At 45.2% G+C, this 24,993-nt stretch carries 28 protein-coding genes; 23 read left to right on the forward strand and 5 right to left on the reverse strand.

The window, feature by feature from the left end; genetic code table 11:
* Window positions 1–74: 74 nt before the first annotated feature.
* Together DWW86_RS08180 and DWW86_RS17135 are read left to right on the forward strand one after the other, a co-directional pair.
* Window positions 75–1,142, forward strand: a complete 1,068-nt coding sequence (locus DWW86_RS08180) for a DnaJ C-terminal domain-containing protein (protein ID WP_181985328.1) — start codon at window positions 75–77, stop codon at window positions 1,140–1,142.
* Between the two features lie 198 nt (window positions 1,143–1,340).
* Complete coding sequence (locus DWW86_RS17135; RefSeq protein WP_181985329.1) at window positions 1,341–2,588, forward strand: CDP-alcohol phosphatidyltransferase family protein; 1,248 nt, start codon at window positions 1,341–1,343, stop codon at window positions 2,586–2,588.
* Here DWW86_RS17135 and DWW86_RS08190 read toward each other — a convergent pair.
* Genes DWW86_RS08190 through DWW86_RS08200 form a run of 3 tightly spaced genes read right to left on the reverse strand, consistent with a single transcriptional unit; the run spans window position 2,572 to window position 5,704 of the window.
* Entirely contained in the window at window positions 2,572–4,092 is a 1,521-nt protein-coding gene (locus DWW86_RS08190) for an ATP-binding protein (protein ID WP_117942854.1), read from the reverse strand. The genes DWW86_RS17135 and DWW86_RS08190 overlap by 17 nt on opposite strands.
* A 49-nt stretch (window positions 4,093–4,141) precedes the next feature.
* Window positions 4,142–5,347: a vWA domain-containing protein gene (locus DWW86_RS08195; RefSeq protein ID WP_117942799.1), complete on the reverse strand. Its 1,206-nt coding sequence runs from the start codon at window positions 5,345–5,347 to the stop codon at window positions 4,142–4,144.
* 21 nt (window positions 5,348–5,368) lie between these two features.
* On the reverse strand, window positions 5,369–5,704 hold the full coding sequence (locus tag DWW86_RS08200; protein ID WP_072522766.1) for a hypothetical protein: 336 nt from the start codon (window positions 5,702–5,704) through the stop codon (window positions 5,369–5,371).
* A gap of 208 nt (window positions 5,705–5,912) precedes the next feature.
* On the opposite strand from DWW86_RS08200, the gene upp reads away from it, so the two are divergent.
* The 18 genes from upp to DWW86_RS08290 all read left to right on the forward strand — a co-directional run bounded on the left by upp (window position 5,913) and on the right by DWW86_RS08290 (window position 20,336).
* A complete protein-coding gene (gene upp / locus DWW86_RS08205; RefSeq protein WP_072522767.1) occupies window positions 5,913–6,542 on the forward strand; it encodes a uracil phosphoribosyltransferase in 630 nt (209 codons plus the stop codon).
* A 25-nt stretch (window positions 6,543–6,567) separates the two neighbouring features.
* The gene (locus DWW86_RS08210; protein WP_072522768.1) at window positions 6,568–7,200 is read left to right on the forward strand and encodes an endonuclease III domain-containing protein; all 633 of its coding nucleotides are present in this window, start codon (window positions 6,568–6,570) and stop codon (window positions 7,198–7,200) included.
* A gap of 193 nt (window positions 7,201–7,393) precedes the next feature.
* Window positions 7,394–8,314 carry a ketopantoate reductase family protein gene (locus DWW86_RS08215; protein ID WP_117942800.1) on the forward strand — a complete coding sequence of 307 codons (921 nt, stop codon included), beginning with the start codon at window positions 7,394–7,396 and terminating at the stop codon, window positions 8,312–8,314.
* A gap of 15 nt (window positions 8,315–8,329) precedes the next feature.
* Window positions 8,330–8,803, forward strand: a complete 474-nt coding sequence (locus tag DWW86_RS08220) for an acyl-CoA thioesterase (RefSeq protein WP_117942801.1) — start codon at window positions 8,330–8,332, stop codon at window positions 8,801–8,803.
* Window positions 8,804–8,845: 42 nt separating this feature from the next.
* A complete protein-coding gene (locus DWW86_RS08225) occupies window positions 8,846–9,301 on the forward strand; it encodes a metallophosphoesterase family protein (protein WP_117942802.1) in 456 nt (151 codons plus the stop codon).
* 120 nt (window positions 9,302–9,421) lie between these two features.
* On the forward strand, window positions 9,422–9,664 hold the full coding sequence (locus tag DWW86_RS08230; RefSeq protein WP_117942803.1) for a hypothetical protein: 243 nt from the start codon (window positions 9,422–9,424) through the stop codon (window positions 9,662–9,664).
* Between the two features lie 10 nt (window positions 9,665–9,674).
* Entirely contained in the window at window positions 9,675–10,673 is a 999-nt protein-coding gene (locus DWW86_RS08235) for a helix-turn-helix transcriptional regulator (protein ID WP_072522772.1), read from the forward strand.
* On the forward strand, window positions 10,670–11,638 hold the full coding sequence (locus DWW86_RS08240; protein WP_117942804.1) for a biotin--[acetyl-CoA-carboxylase] ligase: 969 nt from the start codon (window positions 10,670–10,672) through the stop codon (window positions 11,636–11,638). The genes DWW86_RS08235 and DWW86_RS08240 overlap by 4 nt, the downstream gene beginning before the upstream one ends.
* A gap of 201 nt (window positions 11,639–11,839) precedes the next feature.
* The gene (locus DWW86_RS08245) at window positions 11,840–12,505 is read left to right on the forward strand and encodes a F0F1 ATP synthase subunit A (protein WP_072522774.1); all 666 of its coding nucleotides are present in this window, start codon (window positions 11,840–11,842) and stop codon (window positions 12,503–12,505) included.
* Between the two features lie 68 nt (window positions 12,506–12,573).
* Window positions 12,574–12,798 carry an ATP synthase F0 subunit C gene (gene atpE, locus DWW86_RS08250; RefSeq protein WP_015540752.1) on the forward strand — a complete coding sequence of 75 codons (225 nt, stop codon included), beginning with the start codon at window positions 12,574–12,576 and terminating at the stop codon, window positions 12,796–12,798.
* Window positions 12,799–12,840: 42 nt separating this feature from the next.
* Entirely contained in the window at window positions 12,841–13,341 is a 501-nt protein-coding gene (atpF, locus tag DWW86_RS08255; protein WP_072522775.1) for a F0F1 ATP synthase subunit B, read from the forward strand.
* The gene (gene atpH, locus DWW86_RS08260) at window positions 13,322–13,825 is read left to right on the forward strand and encodes an ATP synthase F1 subunit delta (RefSeq protein WP_117942805.1); all 504 of its coding nucleotides are present in this window, start codon (window positions 13,322–13,324) and stop codon (window positions 13,823–13,825) included. Before atpF ends, atpH begins: the two co-directional genes overlap by 20 nt.
* Before the next feature lie 5 nt (window positions 13,826–13,830).
* The gene (atpA, locus tag DWW86_RS08265) at window positions 13,831–15,345 is read left to right on the forward strand and encodes a F0F1 ATP synthase subunit alpha (protein WP_072522777.1); all 1,515 of its coding nucleotides are present in this window, start codon (window positions 13,831–13,833) and stop codon (window positions 15,343–15,345) included.
* Window positions 15,346–15,406: 61 nt separating this feature from the next.
* A complete protein-coding gene (atpG, locus tag DWW86_RS08270; protein WP_072522778.1) occupies window positions 15,407–16,303 on the forward strand; it encodes an ATP synthase F1 subunit gamma in 897 nt (298 codons plus the stop codon).
* Entirely contained in the window at window positions 16,303–17,694 is a 1,392-nt protein-coding gene (gene atpD, locus DWW86_RS08275) for a F0F1 ATP synthase subunit beta (protein WP_072522779.1), read from the forward strand. The genes atpG and atpD overlap by 1 nt, the downstream gene beginning before the upstream one ends.
* Window positions 17,695–17,706: 12 nt before the next feature.
* Window positions 17,707–18,120, forward strand: a complete 414-nt coding sequence (atpC, locus tag DWW86_RS08280) for an ATP synthase F1 subunit epsilon (protein ID WP_072522780.1) — start codon at window positions 17,707–17,709, stop codon at window positions 18,118–18,120.
* A 177-nt stretch (window positions 18,121–18,297) separates the two neighbouring features.
* The gene (locus DWW86_RS08285; RefSeq protein WP_117942855.1) at window positions 18,298–19,449 is read left to right on the forward strand and encodes an alanyl-tRNA editing protein; all 1,152 of its coding nucleotides are present in this window, start codon (window positions 18,298–18,300) and stop codon (window positions 19,447–19,449) included.
* Window positions 19,450–19,466: 17 nt separating this feature from the next.
* Window positions 19,467–20,336, forward strand: a complete 870-nt coding sequence (locus tag DWW86_RS08290) for an amidohydrolase family protein (protein WP_117942807.1) — start codon at window positions 19,467–19,469, stop codon at window positions 20,334–20,336.
* Between the two features lie 55 nt (window positions 20,337–20,391).
* On the opposite strand, the gene DWW86_RS08295 is transcribed toward DWW86_RS08290, so the two are convergent.
* Both DWW86_RS08295 and DWW86_RS08300 read right to left on the reverse strand, forming a co-directional pair.
* Window positions 20,392–21,531: a hypothetical protein gene (locus tag DWW86_RS08295; protein ID WP_072522783.1), complete on the reverse strand. Its 1,140-nt coding sequence runs from the start codon at window positions 21,529–21,531 to the stop codon at window positions 20,392–20,394.
* Complete coding sequence (locus tag DWW86_RS08300; protein WP_117942808.1) at window positions 21,528–22,298, reverse strand: GNAT family N-acetyltransferase; 771 nt, start codon at window positions 22,296–22,298, stop codon at window positions 21,528–21,530. The genes DWW86_RS08295 and DWW86_RS08300 overlap by 4 nt, the downstream gene beginning before the upstream one ends.
* A 220-nt stretch (window positions 22,299–22,518) precedes the next feature.
* On the opposite strand from DWW86_RS08300, the gene DWW86_RS08305 reads away from it, so the two are divergent.
* From DWW86_RS08305 to DWW86_RS08315, 3 genes are read left to right on the forward strand one after another with little or no spacing between them, the layout of a single operon-like run.
* Window positions 22,519–23,037 (forward strand): A24 family peptidase, encoded by a 519-nt coding sequence (locus DWW86_RS08305; RefSeq protein ID WP_117942809.1) that lies wholly within the window; start codon window positions 22,519–22,521, stop codon window positions 23,035–23,037.
* A complete protein-coding gene (locus tag DWW86_RS08310; protein WP_227195334.1) occupies window positions 23,034–24,047 on the forward strand; it encodes a P-loop NTPase family protein in 1,014 nt (337 codons plus the stop codon). The genes DWW86_RS08305 and DWW86_RS08310 overlap by 4 nt, the downstream gene beginning before the upstream one ends.
* Window positions 24,028–24,948, forward strand: a complete 921-nt coding sequence (locus DWW86_RS08315) for a TadA family conjugal transfer-associated ATPase (protein ID WP_353652684.1) — start codon at window positions 24,028–24,030, stop codon at window positions 24,946–24,948. Before DWW86_RS08310 ends, DWW86_RS08315 begins: the two co-directional genes overlap by 20 nt.
* Window positions 24,949–24,993: the final 45 nt, after the last annotated feature.

Consider the following 24,993-nt stretch of genomic DNA (forward strand, 5'->3'; position numbering starts at 1 on the left):
CAAGAGGAGATGGAAAGGGATGCGGTGAGAAGAAACTGCATCTCTTTTTTAGCAAGTAAACCGGAGGTGGCATTATGGCTAAGAGAGATTATTATGAAGTTCTTGGGATTGGGAGAAATGCCGATGCCAAGGAAATAAAAAAAGCATACAGAAAGCTTGCAAAGAAATATCATCCGGATATGAATCCCGGTGACAAGCAGGCAGAGCAGAAGTTTAAAGAAGTTACAGAAGCATATAATATATTAAGCGATACAGAAAAGAAGAAATTATATGATCAGTATGGATTTGCGGCATTTGAAGAAGGCGGCAATCCATATAGTGCCAGTGGTCAGGACGCAGCCGGTAATGGTTTTCATGGCGGTTTTGGAGGTTTTGACTTTGGTCAGGGCGGCAATGGCGGCTATCATGAGTATCATTTTGAAAATGGTAATATGGGAGACATTTTCGGAGATATCTTCGGAAATATGTTCCACGGACAGAAAGGCAGTGGATTCGGAAGTCAGAACAGTGGGTTTGGCAGGCAGGGTTTCCACAGTCAGGGTGATTTTGGCGGCTTTGGAGGAAGAAGTACGCAGGCAAAAGGCAGTGACCTTCATTCAGAGGTAAATATCAGTTTTGAGGATGCCGCATTTGGCTGTGATAAGATGCTGCGATTATCTGATCCGTCCGGCAGCGGAGCTGTCCAGACACTAAAAGTGCATATTCCGGCAGGTATTGAAGATGGTAAAAGTATCCGACTGAAAGGCAAAGGCAATCCGGGATTTGGCGGTGGTCCGGCAGGAGACCTTCTTCTGCAGGTGCATGTAGCATCCAAAGCAGGTTTTGAACGAAAAGGAATGGATGTCTACACAACCATGGAGATCCCGTTTACAACAGCCGTATTTGGTGGTGAGGCAAAAGTCTCTACGCTTTACGGAGATGTAATCTGTAAGATTCCGGAGGGCGCACAGACTGGCAGGAAGATCCGCCTGAGAGGTAAGGGAATTGTTTCCATGAAGAATCCGTCCGTACATGGTGACCAGTATGTGACGATCAGAATTCAGGTACCGCAGGATTTAAGCCCACAGGCAAAAGAAAAATTAAGAGAGTTTCAGCAGATCTGTAAGAATGATCAACAGAGAAGAAGAGGAAGCGTAGCATAAAGCGCTTCCTTTTCTGATATTGCAGGTAGAAGTAAGATGTTTATAAAGCAACTATGAAATTTTTGTAAAACTGTCCATTTTCGGCATTTTGTGCATTGATTATTTGATACGATAGGGTATATTATAAGCTACAGAAAAATCAGAAATCCTGAAGATGACAGAATCTGGCTGAGGCCGAAAGGATGGAAAGGTGATATTTTGAATTATCTGAAGAAATCAAAGCATTTATGGATCATACCGGCATATGGGATTTTTTATATGCTCGCGTTTATGCTGATGGAGCAGAGCAATGTAAAAATACATATCATTCATTCTCTTGCAGATGACAGAATCCCATTTTGTGAGTACTTTATTATTCCATATGTGATGTGGTATTTTTTCCTGATCGGGACGGTGATTTATTTCGCAGTCTTATGCCCGAGCAAAAAAGAATATTATCAGTATCTCGGAACTTTAGGTGTAGGTATGACGCTGTTTTTACTGATTTCCTTTGTTTATCCGAATGGACAGCATCTGAGACCGGATCTTACCAATGCAGGTGACAGTGTATTCCTGAATGTTGTTCGTTTCCTGTATAAGATTGATACACCGACAAATATTTTCCCGAGTATGCATGTGTTCAATGCGACGGCAAGCTGTGTTGCGCTCTATCAGAATGAGCGATGCCGGAAGAATCGGATTTTTACTGCGGCACAGATTGTTCTTGGCGTGTCAATAGTATTGTCGACTATGTTTTTGAAACAGCACAGTGTTGCCGATGTAATGACTGCACTGATTTTGAATATTCTCTGCTACCAGTTATTCTATAAGATAATTCCTGTAAGACAGGAACGACTGTCAGAAGTATTTACAAAGAAAGAAATTCTGACCGTACCGAATCTGCTCAGTGCAATGCGCCTGGTGCTGGCAATATTGTTTTTCGGAACATTTGAGAGATATGGTATTGTACAGTATCGTGCATTGCTCGTTGTATTTGTGATTGCGGCAGCGGCTACCGACATTCTGGATGGCAGGATTGCACGCTCATTTAACAGTGTCAGCAGATTCGGACGGATACTTGATCCGGTTGCCGATAAGGCTATGCAGGGAGTGATGCTGGCCTATCTGATCCCGCGTTACCCGCTGGCAGAACTTGTACTACTCTTGTTTGTGGTCAAAGAATGTTACATGACGGTTGTCGGCTGGAAGATTATTATGGAGACTAGAACGACCATTGAGGCGCAGTGGCACGGCAAGCTGAATACAGTAATGACCTATGTGGTTGTAATGATTCTGATGGTGGGACCGAGACTTCCGTATTCTACTTTAAATGTGCTGATTGGTGCATGTGCGGTATGTATGGCAATGTCGTTTGGTATGTATGCAACGGAGTTTCGCGAAATTCTGGAACAGCAGAATGGAAGCTACCGCAGAAATATGCAGGGCAGACTCAGCCGGGGGAATTAAACACGGCTGAATCAATTTGTTGCAGCAGTTCCGCCCGTTCCCTTTGAAACTGCAGTTTTTCACTGAAAATAAAATATTCTTCACATCCGAAAGTACGGATAAAAGACATGGCACAGATGTTATGGCTGAGATCGGAGATCAGAAAGAGAAGTTCCGGTCCGTCATGGAAAGCAGCTTTTGCAAATGCAAAACCCTGTTCCAGTGCGTGGGAAGTCTTTTGTGCGAGATCTTTGCGGATCGTGGCAGAACGGCTCAATGCTTCACGGAGGACATCGATGATTTCCTCCGGGGCGTTGAGTCGTTTTTTTCTTGCTTCAGTCAGGCATTTCTCGAGGATACGAGCAGTTTTTTCGGATTCATCTGTTTCGCGGCTGTCAAGAAGCTGATTCTGCTGGCGGATCTTTAATGCGTTTCGATACTGTTCTGCGAAATCAGCCAGAGAGGATCCGGCAAGCAGGGCAGTTTTCGCCTGAGAAAGCGTTTCCTGAAGATGTATTACGAAATGATCTTCCTCTGCAAACTGGAGGAAATACCGGTTCCAACCGTCAAGAAGAAGTCCGGATACACTGAGCTGTTCGTCGGATGGTGCAGAGGATGCCATGCCACATACTGACTGAAACTCTTTTTCGCTTAAGTTTCCTGCAAGCAGTTCCGTGATCGGGTAATCTTTGCGGTATTTTGCATACAGCTGATAATAAGCGGCAAAATCTCTGGCAATATCGTCATCCTGAATATACTGTCGGATCAGTTTTTCATCAGGAGTCAATCCCAGTTCTTCATATCCGAATAAAATAGAAGAAAGGTCTTCCCAGCCGCGGGCGGTCACGAAAGAAACTCCGGCAGCCGTATTTTCGATATGATAAAAATGTCCTTTTTTCAGGTTCAGATAAGAGATGACGGAAGCATGCAGACCTTTTGCATAGGCATACTCTTTCCAGATATCAAGATCCGGCTCGATATCTATTCGCTTTACTCTGTCAAGGGTGACAATATCAAATTCCCGCGCGGAGCGGTTGTATTCGACCGGGTTGCCGGCAGCAGCAATGATCCAGCCTTCCGGTACAGGGTGTGTGCCGAAGGTTTTATTTTGGAGGAACTGCAGCATAGTCGGTACAAGAGTTTCGGAGACACAGTTGATTTCATCAATAAAGAGAATTCCCTCTTTGCAGGAAGTCTGTTCCATTTTTTCATAAACAGAGGCAATGATCTCACTCATTGTATATTCTGTTATGGAGTATTCTTTTCCCTGAAAATTCTTTTTTACAATTACAGGAAGTCCGACTGCACTCTGGCGCGTATGGTGTGTGATAGTGTAGGAAACGAGACCGATCTCGCATTCCTTTGCGACCTGTTCCATAATTGCAGTTTTGCCGATACCCGGAGGTCCGATAAGCAGCAGCGGACGCTGGCGCACAGCCGGCATAAGATAACGCCCATGTGCATCCTTTCTGGTGTAAACCTGTATCGTGTGAAGTAATTCATTTTTGGCATCTTTGATATTCATAAGGTTATGTGTCCTTTCTCTGGAAGGTCTGTATGGGAAGGGCAGGAGGTTACTGCCTGAAATTTTCATCGTCCAGATAGAGTTTTGTGGCCCATGCGGGAACCTGCTGATGCAGGTCCTTTTCGTGATAAAAAATAAACGCGGTCTGATAAGTGGTTGGTCTTTGCGGGTAAATCCCGTCACCGTCGGTAAAGTACAGAAGACCTTTTAAGTTATGGATTTTTCCCTGAGCGCGGAGTGTTTCCACATGATCAAAGACAGGACGGAAATCTGTGCCACCACGTCCGTGAATCAATAGATTACTAAGATATCGTTTCCAGTCCTTTTCGCAGGTGATATGTGCACAGTCCTGAATAAAACTGTCACACTGGATGATGTAGAGATTCATTTTGCGGAAAAAATTTTCATGGTCACTGAGGATTCCATAAGTTTCTTCCATGAAGCGGCGTACTGTTTCAGTCGTGCAGGAACCGGAGGTATCAATCGCAATCACAAGCTCTTCCATACGGTTCATTTCCTGATATTCCAGATGTTCGATCAGAGGCATGTTTCCGTAATGATCCAGCCCATAGACATAGGGAATATAATCGAAGCTGGAAGTGTCGGTGTGCAGTTCTTCACGCTGAATGGCGAAACGTCTGAGAAAACGGCGAAAATCATAGCGGTGTTTGTGATGCAGGGCAAGTTCTTCTGTGAGATTGCCGGGGGCTGTTCCGCGACAGGAATTACCGTAAAGGCCGAGACCGGCGGCACCTGAGTCAGAATTCCAGATCTGTTTCATCTGTTCGAGAAGTTTTTTGCGGTCGGCAAGTTTCCAGAACTGGTGATCATCGACAACCGGGATGGCAGTTTCTTCTGAGGCAGTCTGTAGCTCATAGTAGATGACTGACGGGGACGAGACATCTCGGCTCCCTGTGATCAGGCGTTCTACGGAAAGATCACAGGCCCGATTCCACAGAAGGTGGTCAGGCGCTGATTCCATCACAAGATGAAGAAACAGGCAGTGATACAGCAGATGAAGAAGCAATGTTTCCAGTGCGTCCGGATCGTTCCGAAAAGTCCGGATCAGAAATTTCGGGGCAAAATAGATGATGTGCCCGTCTGTTCCGGCAGTATGTGTGTCAGAGGATTCCTGAAAAGAAAAATCCCATATTAATTTTCGAAAAAAAGGATATTTTACAGAAAGCTGTTCCCGTGTCAGATTCCAGATTTTCAGGCAGAGAGGACAGGATTCTGCGGATACTGTGCGATTCATAAAAAACCCCCTGAGAACAGTTTAAAGAGTAAATTCACGGTCATGAAAACCAAAGCGGTCTTTTTTCAGCTTCATAAGAAAAGAGAGGATTTCTTCCTGCTGATTCTGAACAGCCACATCAATAAAAGAATTGAGGGCGGATTCCGTGACAGGAGCAAAGCTGCACAGTGCTCGTATCCGAGTCAGATCTCCCTCGCGGATCAGAGTGGAAAGTGCAGGACGAAACCGCAAAGACAGGTATTTCTGATATTTATTTTTCCATTCAGGGTCGTCGATTTGAATAAATCGCAAAAGAGCGATCGACAGACGGCGCGCTTCCTGTCCGGTGGAAAGAAATTCCTCTTCATATGAAGTCATTTTGGATGCTCCTTTCAAATGCGGGGAATAGTTATAATGATGTCAGATACATATGATATGTAAACTGTAAGTTACTGTGAACAGTAACAACTGTAGCTTTATATTTCAGTGTATCATTTCGGCGGGAGTTGTCAATGGAAAAGAAATAAGGTATAATCACCATAGTTATAAGTTACAGAGTACGATAAAGTCACAGATGGAGGAAAACATGGAGAACGTATTTATTATGGATCATCCGCTGATCCAGCACAAAATTTCTATGCTTCGTAACAAAAATACAGGAACAAACGAGTTCCGTAAACTGATCGAAGAAATCGCAGTACTTATGGGATATGAGGCACTGAGAGATCTTCCGCTCGAGGAGGTTGAGGTTGAGACTCCGATCGAGACATGTATGACACCGATGATTTCCGGTAAGAAACTGGCAGTTGTTCCGGTACTTCGTGCAGGTCTTGGTATGGTAAATGGAATCACTACACTTGTTCCGTCCGCAAAGATCGGACATATTGGTCTTTATAGAGATCCGGAGACACATGAGCCACACGAATATTACTGCAAACTTCCGGATCCGATCGAACAGCGTCTGATCGTTGTGACAGACCCGATGCTTGCTACAGGCGGATCTGCTGTTGACGCTGTCAGAATGATCAAAGAGCATGGCGGAAAGAACATCAAATGCATGTTTGTTATCGCTGCACCGCAGGGCCTTGAGCGTCTTCACAAAGAACATCCGGATGTGCAGATCTATGTAGGACATCTGGACCGTGAACTGAACGACCATGCTTACATTTGCCCGGGACTTGGCGATGCAGGTGACCGTATTTTCGGAACTATTTAATTACGATATCGAGGAAGCAAAAAGAATGACAAAAGAGAAGCTGGCACTGGAAGTGATCGACCGACTGAAAAAAGAATATCCGGATGCAGGCTGTACACTGGATTATGATCAGGCATGGAAACTGCTCGTCAGTGTCCGTCTGGCAGCGCAGTGTACCGATGCAAGGGTAAATGTTGTTGTAGAAGATCTGTATGCAAAATACCCGGATGTTGCGTCACTTGCCGCAGCAGAGCCGGAGGAGATCGAGGCAATCGTGCGCCCGTGCGGACTCGGCAAAAGCAAGGCGCGGGATATCAGTGCCTGTATGCGTATCCTGCACGAACAGTATGCAGACAATGTACCGACGACTTTTGAGGAACTTCTGAAGCTTCCGGGAGTCGGACGCAAGAGTGCAAATCTGATCATGGGTGATGTTTTCGGGAAACCGGCGATTGTGACGGATACACATTGTATCCGTCTGTGTAACCGTATCGGTCTGGTTGACGGAATCAAAGAACCAAAAAAGGTTGAGATGGCTCTCTGGAAGATCATACCGCCGGAGGAGGGCAGTGATTTCTGCCATCGTCTGGTTTATCACGGACGTGAAGTGTGTACAGCAAGGACAAAACCTTACTGCGACAGATGCTGCCTTGCGGATATCTGTGCAAAGAATATATAAGATGTGAAATGACTCCCATCTCTGTAGGTGGCGAGCAACAAATCAGTATCAGTGGTGGGAGTCAATTCCCCATCTGATATAGCCTCCGGCAGGATTGCAGAGATGCAGGACAGCCTGTGGCTGTATTTTTCGGCTCTCCATGATCGGGGAGCCGAGTTTTTATGTAATATGAAAACAAAGGAGAATGTATCAGATGAAATATGCAATCATAGGAGCCGGGGGAACAGGGGGATGCCTTGGATTCTTTCTGCAAAAAGCAGGAAAAGATGTGACACTGATCGCCAGGGGAAAACATCTGGAGGCAATAAGAAAAAACGGACTGACGATACAGAAACTGTGGGATGAAAGCAGGGAAACGCTTCCGGTAAAAGCATGTACCGCGGAAGAATATAAAGAAATACCGGATGTGATTCTGGTCTGCATCAAAGGATATTCCATGGATGAAACGGTCCCGACCATAAAGAAAATCGCGGGAAAAGAAACGGTTGTAATTCCGATCCTGAATATATACGGAACGGGCGGTCGTCTGCAGAAAAAACTCCCGGAGCTTACCGTAACAGACGGATGTATCTATGTTTCTGCCAATATTCTGGAACCGGGTGTGATCCTCCAGCACGGAAAAATCTTAAGAGTAGTGTTCGGAGCAAGAAAACCGGAAGAAGAAACAGAAAAAATGCGCGAAGTGGCGAAAGATATGGTAACCGATGATCTGGAAGTGATCCTGTCCGAAAATATACGCAGAGATGCCATGGTGAAATTTTCTTATGTATCACCGATCGGGGCGGCGGGTCTTTATTGCAATGCCGTTGCTGCTGATTTTCAGCGGGAAGGCGAGCAGAGAGAAATGTTTAAGTCACTTATACGTGAGATTGTTGCACTTTCTCACGCAATGGGAATAGAGTTCGCAGAAGATCTGGTTGAGAGAAATCTTAAGATACTGGCGGCATTTTCCCCGGAAGCAACGACATCCATGCAGAGAGATGTCATGGAAGAAAAGTGTTCAGAGATGGACGGACTGGTGTATGAAGTGGTGCGCATGGGAGAAGAATATAAAGTAGATATGCCACAATATAAAAAAGCAGCCGCACGCTTCAGAGAACAGGGAATCTTATAAGGAGGAGAAAAGAAAATGCGCAAAATGAAGCGGGTGGAAGATTCCCGTACGGAAAACACATATCTTATTATGAACAAGCACATCAACAGTTACGGACGTCTGTTTGGCGGCGTACTGATGCAGTGGATCGATGAAATGGCAGGAATCGTGGCGCATCGCCATGCAGGTACGATTGTGACGACCGCGTGTGTGGATAACCTGAATTTCAAAGCGGGCGCATATCTGGGAAATACTGTTGTCCTGATCGGAAAGATAACTTATGTCGGCAGGACATCGATGGAAGTCCGGATTGACACGTACGTGGAAGATTCGCAGGGAATGCGTAAAATGATCAACCGTGCATATGAAGTAATGGTTGCTCTTGATGAAAATGACAACAAAGTAGAAGTTCCGGGGCTGGTCGTGGAGACTGAGGCAGAAAAAGCCGAGTGGCAGGGTGCGGAAAAGAGATACGCACTTCGCCGGGAAAGAAGGATTGAAGGCTATTAAAAATGGCAGAGAACGATTATTCGGTGGATGGAAAGGAAAATCATGGCGAAAAAGATTGGAATCATTTCAGATACACATGGGCTTCTGAGACCGGAAGTTCTCGAAATACTGAAAACCTGTGACTGCATTCTGCATGCCGGAGATGTGGACCGCCCGGAGATTCTGGATCAGCTCCGGCCTTTGGGAAATCTTTATGCGGTTCGGGGAAACAATGACGGAGACTGGGCGCGGGGAATGGGCACCACGCTTCGGTTTAAGATAGAAAACATTTCTTTTTTTATGACGCATAATAAAAAAGATGTGGCATGGGACCTCGGTGGTACGCAGATCGTCATATTTGGACATACACATACGTATTTTGAAAAAATGATCGACGGCCGGCTCTGGCTGAATCCAGGAAGCTGCGGAAGAAGCCGGTTCGGGCAGGAACCGACCATGGCAGTGCTGCAGGCAGATAATGGAAGCTGGAAAATAGAAAAAATCGTTCTTTCTGCATAAAAACGAACATATATTTGTTTTTATTTACTTTATCCCGTTTTATTGGACATAATATGTGAGATACTTCTTATATAAGAAACGAGTGTTCGGAAAATATGTTCGATACAGGAGGAAGTAAAGATGGTCAATACAGCTGATGCAGGAAGAAGATCTTATGGACATGAGAGAAACCACGGAAGAAGAAACCGCCGGAAATTATCCAGTGTGATGGCGATGATTCTCGGAGCCTTTGTTACGATCGAGATTATGATCATGGGAGCGATGCTTTTGAAAGTCGATTTTCATTCTGCGGACAGGATTGCTCTGGCTCTTGGTTTTATGGTATTATACTCGGGAGTGGTAGCTGCTTTGACTGACAAATAAGGAGTAATTCATGCCGAAATCATTTAATCAGAAACTGAAAATTTTATATCTGATGCAGGTATTTATGGAGAAGACAGACTGCGGACATCCGATGTCTGTTCCGGATCTTATTCAGTATCTTGACGGATATGGAATCAGTGTGGAGCGTAAGACTGTCTATGATGATATAGAGACACTGCGTATATTTGGCATGAAAATTGAGAACCGCAGGGAAAAACCGTCCGGTTATTATCTGGCAGACAGGGAGTTTTCGTTTCCGGAGCTTAAGATTCTTATGGATGCGGTACAGTCGTCACGTTTTATTACAGAGCGGCAGTCCCGGGAGCTGGTACGCAAGCTGGAACACCTGACAAGTATAAGTGAAGCAAAGAGATTGCAGAGCCAGGCTTCAGTGCTTTCAGGGAATAAGGCAGTCAACCACGAGATATACGACAGCATTCAGAGGATATGTGATGCTATGGCGGATAACCGGCAGATCTGTTTCAACTATTATGAGTGGGATTTTTCCAGAGAACTGAAGCCAAAGCGGGATGGAGCACGTTACCGGGTAAGCCCGTGGAAGATGATCTGGAACAACGAAAATTATTATCTGATCGGACTCGACGAACGAAATGGTATCGTGAAGCATTATCGTGTTGATAAGATCATGCATGTAAGTATCGAATCACAGAAACGAAATGGAGAGGATATTTTCCGAAACTTTGATTTTCAGAAATATATTTCCGGTACATTCGGCATGTTTGGCGGGAAAGAGCAGATCGTCAAGATGGAGTTTGAGAATCATTTTGTAGGAGTGGTATTGGATCGGTTCGGACAGGAAGTCATGTTAATTCCGAAAGATCAGGAGCATTTTACCATGCAGGCGCGCATCAGCATCAGCCCGCAGTTTTACGGATGGCTTGCCGGTCTGGGGACAGGAGCGGTGATCGTATCACCGGAGAATATCCGCAGGGATTACATATCCTTTTTGAAAAAGACTCTTAGAAATTATGGAGAGAATAATATATGACAGTTAAATCAAGACTATTGGAGATTCTGGAGAAACAGAAGGGTGAGACACTTTCAGGAGAGAAGCTTGCCGAGGAACTTCACTGTACCAGAGCAGCAATCTGGAAGGCTGTGAAGTCCCTGCGGGAAGAAGGATACAAGATAGAAGCAGGACAGAATAAAGGCTATATGCTGGCGAAAGCGAATGATCGGCTTTCCGTTGAGGCAATACGGCCTTTTTTATTATCTCCGGAGGTTTATATCGGGGTATATCAGGAAGTTGATTCTACGAATCGTGCAGCAAAAGCAGCTGCGGTGAATGGAGAAGCAGGGCATGGAAGCTTCGTTCTGGCGGGAAGCCAGAGTGCCGGACGCGGCAGGAGAGGCAGGAGTTTCTATTCGCCACAGGATGCGGGCATCTATCTCAGTGTGATCCTTGAACCGAAGGGAAGTATTCAGGAAAGTCTGCTTCTCACTGCTGAGGCAGCTGTGGCGGTCTATAAGGCAGTAAAGAAGGTGACAGGAATTTCTCTGGATATCAAATGGGTGAATGACCTTTATCATAACGGCAGGAAGGTATGCGGCATCCTTACAGAGGCAGTTACCGACTTTGAGAGCGGTAATATTGAATTTGCAGTGGTTGGAATCGGACTGAATCTATTTGAAGCGTCTGATGGATATCCTGATGCACTGCAGGGAATTGCCGGAGGCATTTATGAAAGTCGTGAGGCAGCAGCAGGTCTTGACCGCAGCCGTCTGGCAGCGGAGATTGTAAATACTCTTCTGGAAGAAACGAAGGAATTAAAGCTTCCGGACGAATATATACAGCATAATATGGTGCCGGGAAGGGAAATATGTATTTCAGACGGAAACAGTATCCGTCGGGCAAAGGCACTGGAAATCTGCCCGGATGGACGTCTGAAAGTACAGGAAGAAGACGGCACCGTATCCATTTTATCCTACGGAGAAGTATCAATTATAATATGAAATTATATTAAATATAATTGTGAAAAATGTATAAATTTCGACATTCCTTTTTGGACAAAATAGGGAGAATGAATATTGACTTTTTTTTGACAAAAAGCGTAAAATAGTGGCATCAAATGGCAGACCGGTCATACCAATTTTAAATATGTTTGAGCGGTCGAGAGAAAAGGAGGGAGAAAGACGGGAAATTTATCAGCCACACTGGCAGAAGAGCTGGAAAGCAAGACTGCCTTTACGATACCGGTGTTTGGCGGAGTGCCGATCGCAGAGAGTGTAGTTGTTACATGGGTGATCATGGCGGTTTTACTTATACTTTCTCTGGTACTGGTTCGTAATCTCAAGGTTGAGAATCCGGGCAGGAAACAGCTTCTTCTGGAATCAGGAGTAAGTTTTCTTCAGGATTTCTTTATGGGAATTCTGGGAGAAGAGGGGAAGAGATATATCCCTTATCTGATGTCTACCGTAATTTATATCGGAATAGCCAATATTGCGGGTGTGTTTGGTTTTACACCACCTACCAAGGATATGAATGTGACCATAGCACTTTCGCTTATGAGCATAATTCTGATTGAGTACTCAGGTTTTCACAAACGGGGACTTAAAGGTTTTTTGCATAGTTTTGCAGAACCGGTTCCAATCATGCTTCCAATCAATATACTGGAACTGGCAATCAGGCCGACATCATTATGTATGCGATTATTTGGTAACGTTCTTGGAAGTTTTGTAGTTATGAAACTGTTGGAGTTTATATGTCCGGCAATTCTTCCATTACCATTCAGCCTGTATTTTGATTTCTTTGACGGATTCATTCAGGCGTACGTATTTGTGTTCTTAACATCACTGTTTATCAAGGAAGCAATCGAGTAAACAGATGTTTAAGCAGGATTCAATATTTATTTGAAATTTAAATTTTGTCAATTCAGGAGGAAAAAATTATGTCAACATTAGTAGCAATCGGAGCAGCTATCGCAGTACTTACAGGTATCGGAGCAGGTATTGGTATCGGTATCGCAACCTCTAAGGCAGTAGAAGCTATCGCAAGACAGCCAGAAGCAGAAAGCAAAATCAGTAAGAACCTTCTGTTAGGATGTGCACTTGCCGAGGCAACAGCTATTTACGGTTTCGTAATCGGTCTTCTGATCATCATCATGCTCGGCTAATAACGATATGGAATTAATCAGGAGAGAGGCAGGTGGACAACGGTGATAAAGATTGACATCAACCTTGTCTTTACGATCATCAACCTGTTGGTTCTGTATCTTTTGATGAAGAAGTTTTTATTCGGACCGATCATAAATGTGATGGACCAGAGAAAAGCTATGATCGACCAGCAGTTTGCAGAAGCTAAGGAACGACAGGATAATGCAAAGGAACTTCAGGAACAGTATGAGGGAGCTTTGAGATCCGCAAAAGAAGAATCCTACCAGATCATGGAGCAGGCAAAGAAAGAAGCGAAGGCACAGGCAGAAAACACTGTCAAAGAGACAGAAGCCAGAGTGGATGCGATGCTTGCAAAGGCACAGGAAGATATCCGCATGGAGCGTGAGAATGCAATGCGTCAGATGAAAGGCGATGTAGCATCCCTTGCCATGGAGGCAGCAGCCAAGATCATTGGTAAGAACAGTGGAGCAGATCAGGATTTATCCTTATATGATCAATTTATAGAAGAAGCAGGTGATCCGGATGACAGTGACCGCCGTTAATTATGCAAAGACATTGTACGAGCTTTCTGTTCCCGCAGAAGCTGTACAGACAACAAAAGAAATATTCCGTGAGGTTCCGGGACTTAAAGCAAGTCTCGCGAATCCACTGGTGCCTTTTGAGGCAAAGAGCAGAGTGATTGACCGGGTAATTCCTGATGAAATGAAAAATTTCATAAAGGTTGCCTGCAAACACAGAAATATAAGTCTTCTTGAAGAAATTTTTGAAGATTATGAGGAAATATGCCGGAGACAGAAACGTATCCTTCATGCAGTGATTCGATATGTGACGCCGCCGAAAGCTCAGCAGCTCGAAGGCATCAAAGCATTTTTGTGCCGGGAATTTCAGGCAGAGAGCGCCGAAATAGAAATGATAGAAGACAAAAGTCTGATCGGAGGATTTATCCTTCAGGCAGACGGACGTGAATTTGACTGGAGCATGCGAGGACGTTATCGTATGCTGCAGCAGAAACTGACCCGGAGGTGAAATCGTTGAGTGCAATTAACCCAGAAGAGATTATTTCTATTCTGAAGGAAGAAATAGAAAATTATGATGAGATCAGCCAGAATCAGGAAGTGGGAACGGTTATCTCCGTAGGTGACGGAATTGCTACCGTATACGGAATTGACCATGCCATGTATGGTGAGGTTGTAGTATTTGAAAACGGACTCAAGGGAATGGTTCAGGATATCCGTACCAACAGCATGGGATGCATTCTGTTTGGTAAAGATACAGGAATCAAAGAAGGTACAAAGGTAACCCGTACCGGCAAACAGGCAGGTATTCCTGTCGGCAACGGTTATGTAGGCAGAATTGTCAATGCCCTTGGTGCTCCAATCGACGGAAAAGGTGAAATCAAAGAAGAAGGATATCGTCCGGTAGAAAATCCGGCACCTGGAATCATTGATCGTAAATCCGTCACAGTACCGCTGGAGACAGGTATCCTTTCATTGGATTCCATGTTCCCGATCGGTCGTGGACAGCGAGAACTGATCATCGGTGACAGACAGACCGGTAAAACATCACTCGCAATTGATACCATCCTGAACCAGAAAGGTAAGGATGTAATCTGTATTTATGTAGCAATCGGACAGAAAGCATCCACCGTAGCGAAGGTTGTATCCAACCTTGAAAAATACGGCGCGATGGAATATACAACTGTATTTTCTTCAACAGCCAGTGACTGTGCACCGCTTCAGTACATTGCTCCTTATGCAGGAACTGCACTTGCTGAGTTCTTTATGTATCAGGGCAAAGACGTACTGATTGTTTATGATGATCTTTCCAAACATGCAGTTGCATACAGAGCTTTGTCACTGTTACTTGAACGTTCCCCGGGACGTGAGGCATATCCTGGAGACGTATTTTACCTGCATTCCAGACTTCTGGAGAGATCCAGCCGCCTGAGCGATAAACTTGGAGGAGGTTCTATTACCGCACTTCCGATTATCGAGACACAGGCAGGTGATGTTTCTGCATATATTCCGACCAACGTAATTTCTATTACAGATGGTCAGATTTTCCTTGAGAGTGACCTGTTCTTCTCAGGAATGAGACCGGCCGTTAATGTTGGTCTTTCTGTATCGCGAGTTGGTGGTGCAGCGCAGACAAAAGCCATGAAGAAAGCTTCAGGAAGCGTTCGTATCGATCTGGCTCAGTATCGTGAGATGGAAGTATTTACCCAGTTCAGTTCAGATCTGGATGATGCGACTAAAGCACAGCTTGCATATGGCGGCTGTCTGATGGAACTTCTGAAACAGCCACTGTGTAATCCACTGAAACTTCACGAGCAGGTTATCACATTGTGGACAGCTACTCACAAAAAACTGGTTCATGTGGATAAAAAGGATGTAAAACAGTATCAGAAAGATCTGCTTGCATATTTTGATAATGTTTATCCGGAAATCGGTAAAGAAATTGATGAAACCGGACTACTCAGCGATGAACTTGGAGAGAAGATCCTTCAGGTTGCCGATGAGTTTAAAGACCGTGCAGCTACCAACTAATTTATGTGTATAGAATGCCGCCACTGTTTCCGATATATACAGTGAACGACAGGAGGAACTTATGGCAAATGCAAGAGAAATAAAAAGCAGGATCAACAGTGTTCAGGACACAATGAAAATTACCAATGCCATGTATATGATTTCCTCTTCCAAAATGAAAAAAGCCAAAAAGATATTGTCTGATACGGAGCCTTATTTCTACAATATGCAGAGTGCGATCGCACGTATTCTCCGACATATTCCGGATACGCAGCATCCGTTTTTCAGTAGCCGTCATCTGGTTCCTACGGAGGAACGAAAGATTGCAACGATTGTGGTTACCGGTGATAAAGGAATGGCTGGTGCTTATAATCACAACATCACCAAAATGACAGAAGAGTTTATGGCAAACACTCCCGGTCATCACAAGCTTTATGTGCTTGGTGTTGTAGGCAGACAGTATTTCAGCAAGAAAAATGTGGATATGGATGGAAGCTTCCGCTATACCGTACAGAAGCCGACCATGCACAGGGCAAGAATGATCAGTGAGGAAGTTATAAGAAGCTTTCTGGACAGAGAAGTGGATGAGGTGCATATTATTTACACACAGATGCAGAATGCAGTTGTGATGGAAGCAGTAAATATGCAGCTTCTTCCTTTAAAAAAGACCAGCTTTTCGCCGCTTCAGATTCCCGCAGAGATCCATCAGGAGGAAATCGAGATGTTTCCGTCTGCAGAGGGTGTGCTGGATATCATGATTCCGAATTATCTGACCGGTGTGATCTATGGATGCCTGGTTGAGGCATATGCCAGTGAGAATAATGCCAGAATGACCGCCATGCAGTCATCTACAGACAGTGCAAAGAAAATGTTACAGGATCTGTCGATCCAGTACAACCGTGCACGTCAGGCAGCAATCACGCAGGAAATCACAGAGGTTTGCAGTGGTGCGAAAGCCCAGAAAAGGAAGGGACGATAATGAGTAAAGGTAAGATCGTACAGGTCATGGGACCTGTTGTAGATGTTGTTTTTGAAAATGGAGATCTGCCGGATATCAAAGATGCTCTTGAAGTAGAGAACAACGGTAAGAGATGTGTGATGGAAGTATCCCAGCATCTGGGAAACGATGTGGTACGTTGTATCATGTTGAGTGCCAGTGAGGGACTTCAGAGAGACAGAGAAGTCATTGCAACCGGAAGCGGAATCAAGGTTCCGGTAGGTGACTGTACTCTGGGACGTTTGTTTAATGTACTTGGCGATACCGTTGACGGAGGAGAACAGCTGGACGATGCAGAACACTGGGTGATCCATCGTGATCCGCCGAGTTTTGAAGAACAGAAACCGGCAGTTGAGATTCTGGAAACAGGAATTAAAGTCATCGACCTGCTTGCCCCTTATGCAAAAGGTGGTAAGATCGGTCTGTTCGGTGGTGCCGGTGTTGGTAAGACAGTCCTGATTCAGGAGCTGATCCAGAATATCGCCACAGAGCACGGCGGATATTCTATTTTTACCGGTGTAGGAGAGCGTTCCCGTGAGGGAAATGACCTCTGGAGTGAAATGAAAGAATCTGGTGTACTTGAAAAGACAGCCTTAGTGTTCGGACAGATGAATGAGCCGCCGGGATCCCGTATGCGTGTTGCTGAGACAGGCCTTACCATGGCAGAGTATTTCCGTGATCAGGAACACAGAGATGTACTTCTTTTTATTGATAATATTTTCCGTTTTGTACAGGCTGGTTCCGAGGTTTCCGCACTTCTGGGACGTATGCCGTCTGCAGTAGGTTACCAGCCGACACTTGCAACTGAGATGGGTGAACTTCAGGAACGTATCGCTTCCACAACATCCGGATCTGTTACATCTGTTCAGGCAGTTTATGTACCTGCCGACGACCTGACTGACCCGGCTCCGGCAACGACATTCGCACATCTGGATGCGACAACTGTACTTTCCCGTAAAATCGTAGAGCAGGGTATTTATCCGGCTGTTGATCCACTGGAATCTACTTCCCGTATTCTGGAAGCTGATATTGTCGGTGAAGAGCATTATGAAGTTGCACGTCGTGTACAGGAGATTCTTCAGAAATACAAAGAACTGCAGGATATCATTGCAATCCTTGGTATGGAAGAACTTTCTGACGAAGATAAAAACACTGTATTCCGTGCAAGAAAGATTCAGAAATTCCTGTCTCAGCCATTCCATGTAGCTGAGAACTTCACAGGTATTCCTGGAAAATATGTTCCGCTGAAAGAAACGATCCGTGGATTCAAGATGATCATCGATGGTGAGATGGATGAGTATCCAGAAAATGCATTCTTTAATGTAGGAACTATAGACGAAGTAATTGAAAAAGCAAAAACTCTGGAACAGTAAGGAGTGAGGCTTATGCAGAATACATTCGGTCTTGAAATATACGCTGCGAACAGACAGTTCTTTGCGGGAAGAGCCAGCTCACTGATCATTCCGGCAGAAGACGGACAGAAAGAATTTCTTGCCCATCATGCCAATATGATCTGTGCGATCGTTCCGGGAGAACTCAAATTTGAGGATTCCGAGGGAAACTGGACAGAGGTAGCAGTCAGCTCCGGATTTGTTGAGATGATCAATAATCGTGCGAAGTTGTTCTGTCTGACGGTAGAACGTCCGGAGGAAATTGACATACGAAGAGCGGAAGAAGCACGTGACCGTGCCGAAGAACAGCTTCGTCAGAAGCAGAGTATTGTAGAATATCACAGAAGTCAGGCAGCTCTTGCAAGAGCAATGACAAGGCTTCGTGTGACCAAAAACCTGAAAAATTAAAATTCCAGGCAATAATATTTACAAGAAACATTGACATAAAAACTTTTGAAAGAGACAGACGGTACATGATGCCCGCCTGTCTTTTTCTGTTCAGGAAACAAAAGCTGTGCTATACTGAAAACAAAAAAGAAGTTTTATACAGTGCAGATAATTTATCAGAAAGAAGGATCAGGCAACATGAGTGAGACAAGAAAACTTTACTACGAAGATGTATACAAAAAGGAATTTACCGCAAAAGTCCTGAAATGCGGCGAATGTGAAAAAGGATTTGCGGTCATTCTTGATCAGACCGCTTTTTATCCAGAGGGTGGCGGCCAGCCATGTGATCTCGGTACATTAAACGGGATAGCAGTTTTGGATGTGCAGGAAAAAGATGGGGAGATCGTACATTATACAAAAGAAGCAGTTGAAGCAGGCAGTGAAGTGATCGGAAAAATTGACTGGGATCGAAGATTTGATCTGATGCAGCAGCATTCCGGAGAGCATATTGTCAGTGGCCTGGTGCATGAGGCGTATGGATATGATAATGTGGGATTCCATATGAGCAGTGACGTGATCACAGTAGATTTAAGCGGTGTGCTGACAGAGGCACAGCTTGCGGAGATTGAAGCAGAGACCAACCAAAAAATCTGGGAAAACAGCGAGGTGGAGATTACTTACCCGTCAAAAGAAGAACTGGAGAAACTTTCCTACAGAAGTAAGAAAGAACTGACCGGACAGGTGCGTCTGGTACGTTTCCCGGGGGCGGATCTCTGTGCCTGCTGTGGAACGCATGTCACGCATACAGGAGAAATCGGAGCAGTCAAGATCCTTACAGTCGAAAATTTCCATGAGGGTATCCGTCTGACAATGATCTGCGGTAAGAGAGTCATGGATTATCTGAATATGGTTAATGACCAGAACCGACAGGTTTCCGTGAAACTTTCTGCAAAGATCGGCGAGACTGCTGTGGCTGTAGGACGGCTTCAGGATGAAAACTTCCGCCTGAAAGGACAGGTTGCACATGTGGTGGATGAACTCTGTAAAGCTGAAGCAGACCGGTGGGAAGGAGAGGGAAGTGTTCTTCTTTTCCATGATGGACTGGAGGCAGATCAGGTGCGTAAGATGGCAGATGCTGTGATGCAGAAATGTTCCGGATGTTGTGCTGTGTTTTCCTCAAACGGAGATGGCAGCTACAAATATGCGATGGGTGAATTGAATGGAGATCTCAGACAGTTCACAAAAGAAATGAACGCGGCACTGAATGGCAGAGGCGGTGGAAAGCCGTTCTTTGTGCAGGGCTCTGTAAAGGCATCCGAAGAAGAAATCCGTCAGTTTTTCCGTCAGTGATCGGTAGGTGACAGAAGATGTTTGGAGAATGTCATGCACATATATTTATGAACGGCACTGATTACCGGAAAGCGGTTCAGACGCATAAAGTACAGGCGAATGAAGCATCTGTGCGCAGTGCGCTGGAGGCGTACAGAAAAGCAGGTGTGACATATGTACGCGAGGGCGGTGATCCGTATGGAGCATCTTTGCTTGCAGGCAGACTTGCATCAGAGTACGGAATTGAGTATCGTTCCCCGGTATTTGCTATACATAAAAACGGACACTATGGGAAAATTGTAGGACGCGGGTTTGATACACTGAAAGAATACCATCAGAGAGTTCTGGAAGCAGCGTCAGAAGGAGCAGATTTTATCAAGATAATGACTACCGGACTTCTGGATTTTAATGATGACGGAAAAGTGACGGGAACTCCTGTAGATGAAGCGGAAGTCAGAGAGATGGTACACATTGCCCATGAAGAGGGCTTTGCCGTTATGAGCCATACGAACGGGATTTATGGTACAAGAGCTGCAATCGAGGCAGGTGTGGACAGTCTGGAACATGGCAATTACATGGATGCCGAAACGATAGCTATGCTGGCAGACAGTAATACCGTATGGGTACCAACACTTGTCACGGTAAGAAATCTGGCAGGCTGCGGGCGTTATGAAGACAGTGTTTTAAACCCGATCATTCATCAGGCAGAAGTACTTGTGCGGCTTGCTTATCAGAAAAAAGTAAAAGTAGCACCGGGAAGCGATGCCGGAGCCTATATGGTGCCTCATGGAAAGGGCATTTTACAGGAATGGGAGGCGTTCCGGCAGATTCTTGGCGATTCCGGCGAAGTGAAAGAGTGGCTGAAGACCGGAGAAAAAGAAATCCGGGATAGGTTTAAAAGAAAATAAAATAGAGAAAAGGACAGGCAGAAAGAGTGTCTGGACGTAAATAGAAGATCTGCGATCACAGATCTTCTATTTTTATTGCGGTATAAATATTGGTTTCCTTTGAATCAGCAGGGTTGAATGTGATCTTTACGGAACTTCCTGTCAGCAGTCCGCCGGATGAAGAGTTGGTGGCTTTTTCTGTATTGCAGGTAATATCTGCGCCATCGTAAGTACGGAGTGTGATCGTGTTGGCTGTAGAAGCAATGATGTCTCCGGAAATGGTAAAGCCGATTCCACGCTCAGTCAGTTTATCCGGGTTTTCACCGGTAATTCCGAGAACACTGATACCGTCCAGAGTAGTACCGTTAAAATCTCCTGTGTAAATGATATTTACATGTGATCCGGTCTCAGCACCGCCTTTGAAATAGCAGGGGAGTGCAGACATGTCCAGATTCAGGACATTGGTGGTGTTTTCGATGGATACCTGTAAAATATTGGTCTGAATGCTTTGAATCACGGCACGTAGTTTATTGTCTTTTTTGACTTCTGTTCCTTCCTGTGGAGCAGGAGTTGGTGTCGGTGCCGGAACATCAAATGGATCTATATCTGAGACACTGGAAGTCTTTGTGTGGGAACCGTCGGCAGTCGCAGTATTTCCGTCCGCAGAAGCAACAATGTTGCCTTTATAGTGGATGTATACCCAGTTGCCTGGTTTGATTCCGGCCTGATAATATTGCTCGGTGCCGGTGACCGGGAAAGTGACAGTCTGATTTTTATCTGATTTGACGGTGATGGAATTGGCTGTCAGTACCTGTATCTGTCCGCGGAAAGTCTGATCTTCGAGAGTAGCTGTCTGATGATAGTCATCGACGACTTTCAGGGCATGCACTGCTCCTGTGTCGGTGCTGTCAAGCTGTCCTTCATATACGACGCTGACAGCATCTCCGGCAAGCATGCCGTTACTGCATTCCAGAGTTGCCTGCGAAATGTCAAAAGTATAAGATTCATTATCACTTAAGAGAGTAATCTGATTGCCGGTAAAGTTCTGGAGTTCTCCACGGATCTCATCCATATAAACACGGGTAATTTCAGGATTAATGTCCTGAATGGCAGCGTCATCTGAAGCGGTAAAACGGTCGATCACACTTCCGAGACTGCATCCGGAGAGAGAAAGCGAAAGCAGACAGCCGATGCCGATAGTAACTATTTTTTTCATTTGATATTGTTCTCCTTTGTGGTATCAGGCTGTACACGGAACCAGTAAGTATAGGAATCTGTAAAACCAAGAGAAGTGTACAGATTTTTGGCGGCTGTATTTCCCTGCACTACCTGAAGGTAGGCCTTTTCGGCGCCTTTTTTCATGCCTTCACTCAGAAGAGCGGTACAGATCTGGCGGGCATACCCCCTGCCACGGTATTTTTCCTTGACATGGATCGCATAAATACCAATGTAGTCACGGTCAAGGATTCCAAGACCGGTAGCAATGATCTTGCCTTCTTTCCAGATAGAAGCACAGATGGTTTCTTTCGGGATTGCACGGTACATGGAAGGTACGACTGCCCGGTGGATCGGATTGGTCATTCCCTTCAGGTCAAAAAGGCTGTTGATCCAGATATCAGGTATTTCATCTGTCAGGGTAACATCCGGATAAGGTGTATCAATATGTGCGTCTGACAGAGCTATTGTCATAACCTCAGTCGTATGCTGGATTTCGTACCCGCGGTTTTCCAGTGTATAATCAAAATCCGGTGACACGACAGGACTGATCTTAAAGATGGCAGGGGAGCCGAGACGCTTGTAGACGTTTTCACAGTAGGCGACTTTTTCTCTCCATGGAAGCGTGGAAACTCCGAATTGTTCTACGCTGTTGGTACGGTGTGTATAAAAATAAGAAAAGCGCAGAATCCAGCCGTCATAAAGCTCCATTTTGTGTGATGGCCATGCATTCAGCGACATATCTTCGATTTTTTTGATGTTTTCCATGGCAGTATGTGTCCCCCTTTTCATGCTGTCTTTTATTATACAGAAGAGAGCGTGATTGTGCAACCTGCGCTGATGTCAGATTCTGGGAGAATTTGACGAACGAATTTTCTTTACAAGAAGAACACAGCGCTCTATAATAAAACTCACCAGAAATCTTCTGGTATTCCTTCCGTCAGATCTGACGGGTAATCCCAATTTTTTATTTGTTTGAGAAAGGGGTGTGAGTAAAGTAATCATTCGTCAGATGCTGCTTCTGACGATTGCGGGCATCGCAGTGTTGATGGATCTGTATGAGATGCGGATAAAAAACAGCTGGATCATCTGCTCCTTTATTGCAGGGCTGATTTACAGTATATGGCCCGGAAACCGACATGGCACAGTGCGGTTTGTTCTTGGAATGACTGTGCCGCCTGTGCTTCTGGGGTGGCTGTTTTATTTTCGAATGCTCGGTTCAGGTGACATAAAGCTTTTCTGCGTGCTTGGCGGTCTGATGGGACCGTATCACATATTATGGTGTATGTGGTATGCAATTCTTGCAGGAGCAGCACTATCGCTGGCAATCTTGTTTTTTTGCGGCGGCTTCCACCAAAGATTCCATTATCTGGAACAATACGTAAGACAATTTATCGAAACTGGTAGACAAAATCCGTATTATCGGACAGGAACTGCTTTTGAAAACATTCATTTTACGATTCCAATATTTATGAGTGTGATGTTGTATACGGGAGGTATCTATTGAAAAAACAAATTTTTGCAGTCTGTGATCTCGAGGCAGAATATGCCCGCAACTTCATGGATTATCTCAACCAGAAAAAGAATATCCCTTTTGAGATTCAGGCGTTTACCAATGTCAGCAGTTTTGTAGCATATGCAAAAGAAAATCCGGTCGAACTTCTTCTGATCTCAGCGGAAGCGATGTGCAGGGAGGTCGGTGAGCTGGATATCGGCAAGATTGTCATTCTGACCGAGGGCAGCAAGCCGGAAGAGCTGGACAAATATGCCGATGTTTATAAGTATCAGGCATCCTCAGATATCGTCCGTGAGGTGATGGCATGTTATGGCGCAGAAAAGGCCGTGCTTCCGGCACAGATGCCTGCACTCAAGAAGACAACGGAGCTTTTTGGAATTTATTCACCGCTCGGATTCTGCGGGCAGACATCCTTTGCGCTGGCGCTGGCCCAGATCCTGGGCAGAGAGAAGCCCGTTCTTTATCTTAATATGGAAGAATACTCCGGATTTGAAGAGCTGTTTGAAAAAGAATACCCTTATACACTCAGTGATCTTCTGTATTTTGTACGACAGGAGCAGGCTGGCATCACCGTAAAGATGAACAGTATGATTCAGAGCATGGGAAGCGTGGATTTCATCCCGCCGGTACAGTCTCCGGAGGACATCCGGGGAACGAGGTGGCAGGACTGGGAGCGTCTTTTGCAGGAAATCATTTTGCACAGTTCCTATGAGGCTGTCGTATTGGATGTAGGTGACGGGATTGAAGAAGTGTTTCAGATTCTTGATCTGTGTACGAAGGTATATATGCCGGTGCGCGATGACCGTATCTCAAAGTGCAAGCTGGAACAGTTTGAAAAGCTTTTGCGACTGCGTGACTACTCGCAGTTACTGGCAGGAATAGAAACAGTAGTGCTTCCGATACTGTCCCAAAATACGGATAATTCGTTTTGGATAGAAGAACTGGTCTGGAGTGAGTTGGGAGATTTTGTAAGAGAATTGCTTGAGAAAGAAAAACTCTGAAGATGATTTTCAGAAAGGAAAGCAGATGAGCAGGGAACTATTTCAGGAACTTCGTGCGCTTCTGATGGAGCGGCTGGATCTTGCGAGAGAGCTGAGCGATGAGGAAATCCTTGAAGAGATCGATGATCTGATACTCGGGCGGATGCGGGAGTATTGCCTTTCATTGAAAGAAAAGGTACAGCTTCGCCAGGAACTTTTTCATTCTGTCCGAAAACTTGATGTTCTGCAGGAACTGATCGAGGATGAGACAGTGACGGAGATCATGGTGAACGGACCGGATGCCATCTTTGTGGAACGTGCCGGAAAATTGACAAAGTGGGACAAAACATTTACTTCTGGAGAAAAGCTTGAAGATGTCATTCAGCAGATTGTAGGTAAGTGCAACCGGGTGGTCAACGAATCAATGCCTATTGTGGATGCCCGACTGGACAACGGAGCCAGAGTTAATGCGGTGATCCGTCCGGTAGCGCTCAATGGACCGATCCTGACAATCCGGCGTTTCCCCGATACACCGATCACGATGGAAAAGCTGATCGCACTTGGAAGTCTGCCGTCGGAATGTGCCGAATTTCTTGCAGCACTTGTGCGGGCGCGATATTCGATGGTAATCGGAGGCGGAACGGGAAGTGGAAAGACGACGTTTCTTGGTGCGTTGTCCAATTATATTCCGCCGGATGAGCGGCTGATCACGATCGAAGACAATGCAGAACTCAAGATACAGGGAATTGCCAATCTGGTGCGTCTTGAAGCAAAGATGGCAAACATGGAAGGTGCAGCATCCATTACGATTCGTGATCTGATTAAGACAGCGCTTCGTATGAGACCGGATCGGATCATTGTCGGAGAGGTACGTGGTGGTGAAGCTGTCGATATGCTTCAGGCTTTTATATGTACTATATAACAATTATATATATAACGTATATAAGGATGGAAAATATAGATTAGA

It is taken from the genome of Ruminococcus sp. AF17-22AC (genome assembly GCF_003460065.1).
GTDB lineage: Bacteria > Bacillota > Clostridia > Lachnospirales > Lachnospiraceae > Blautia_A.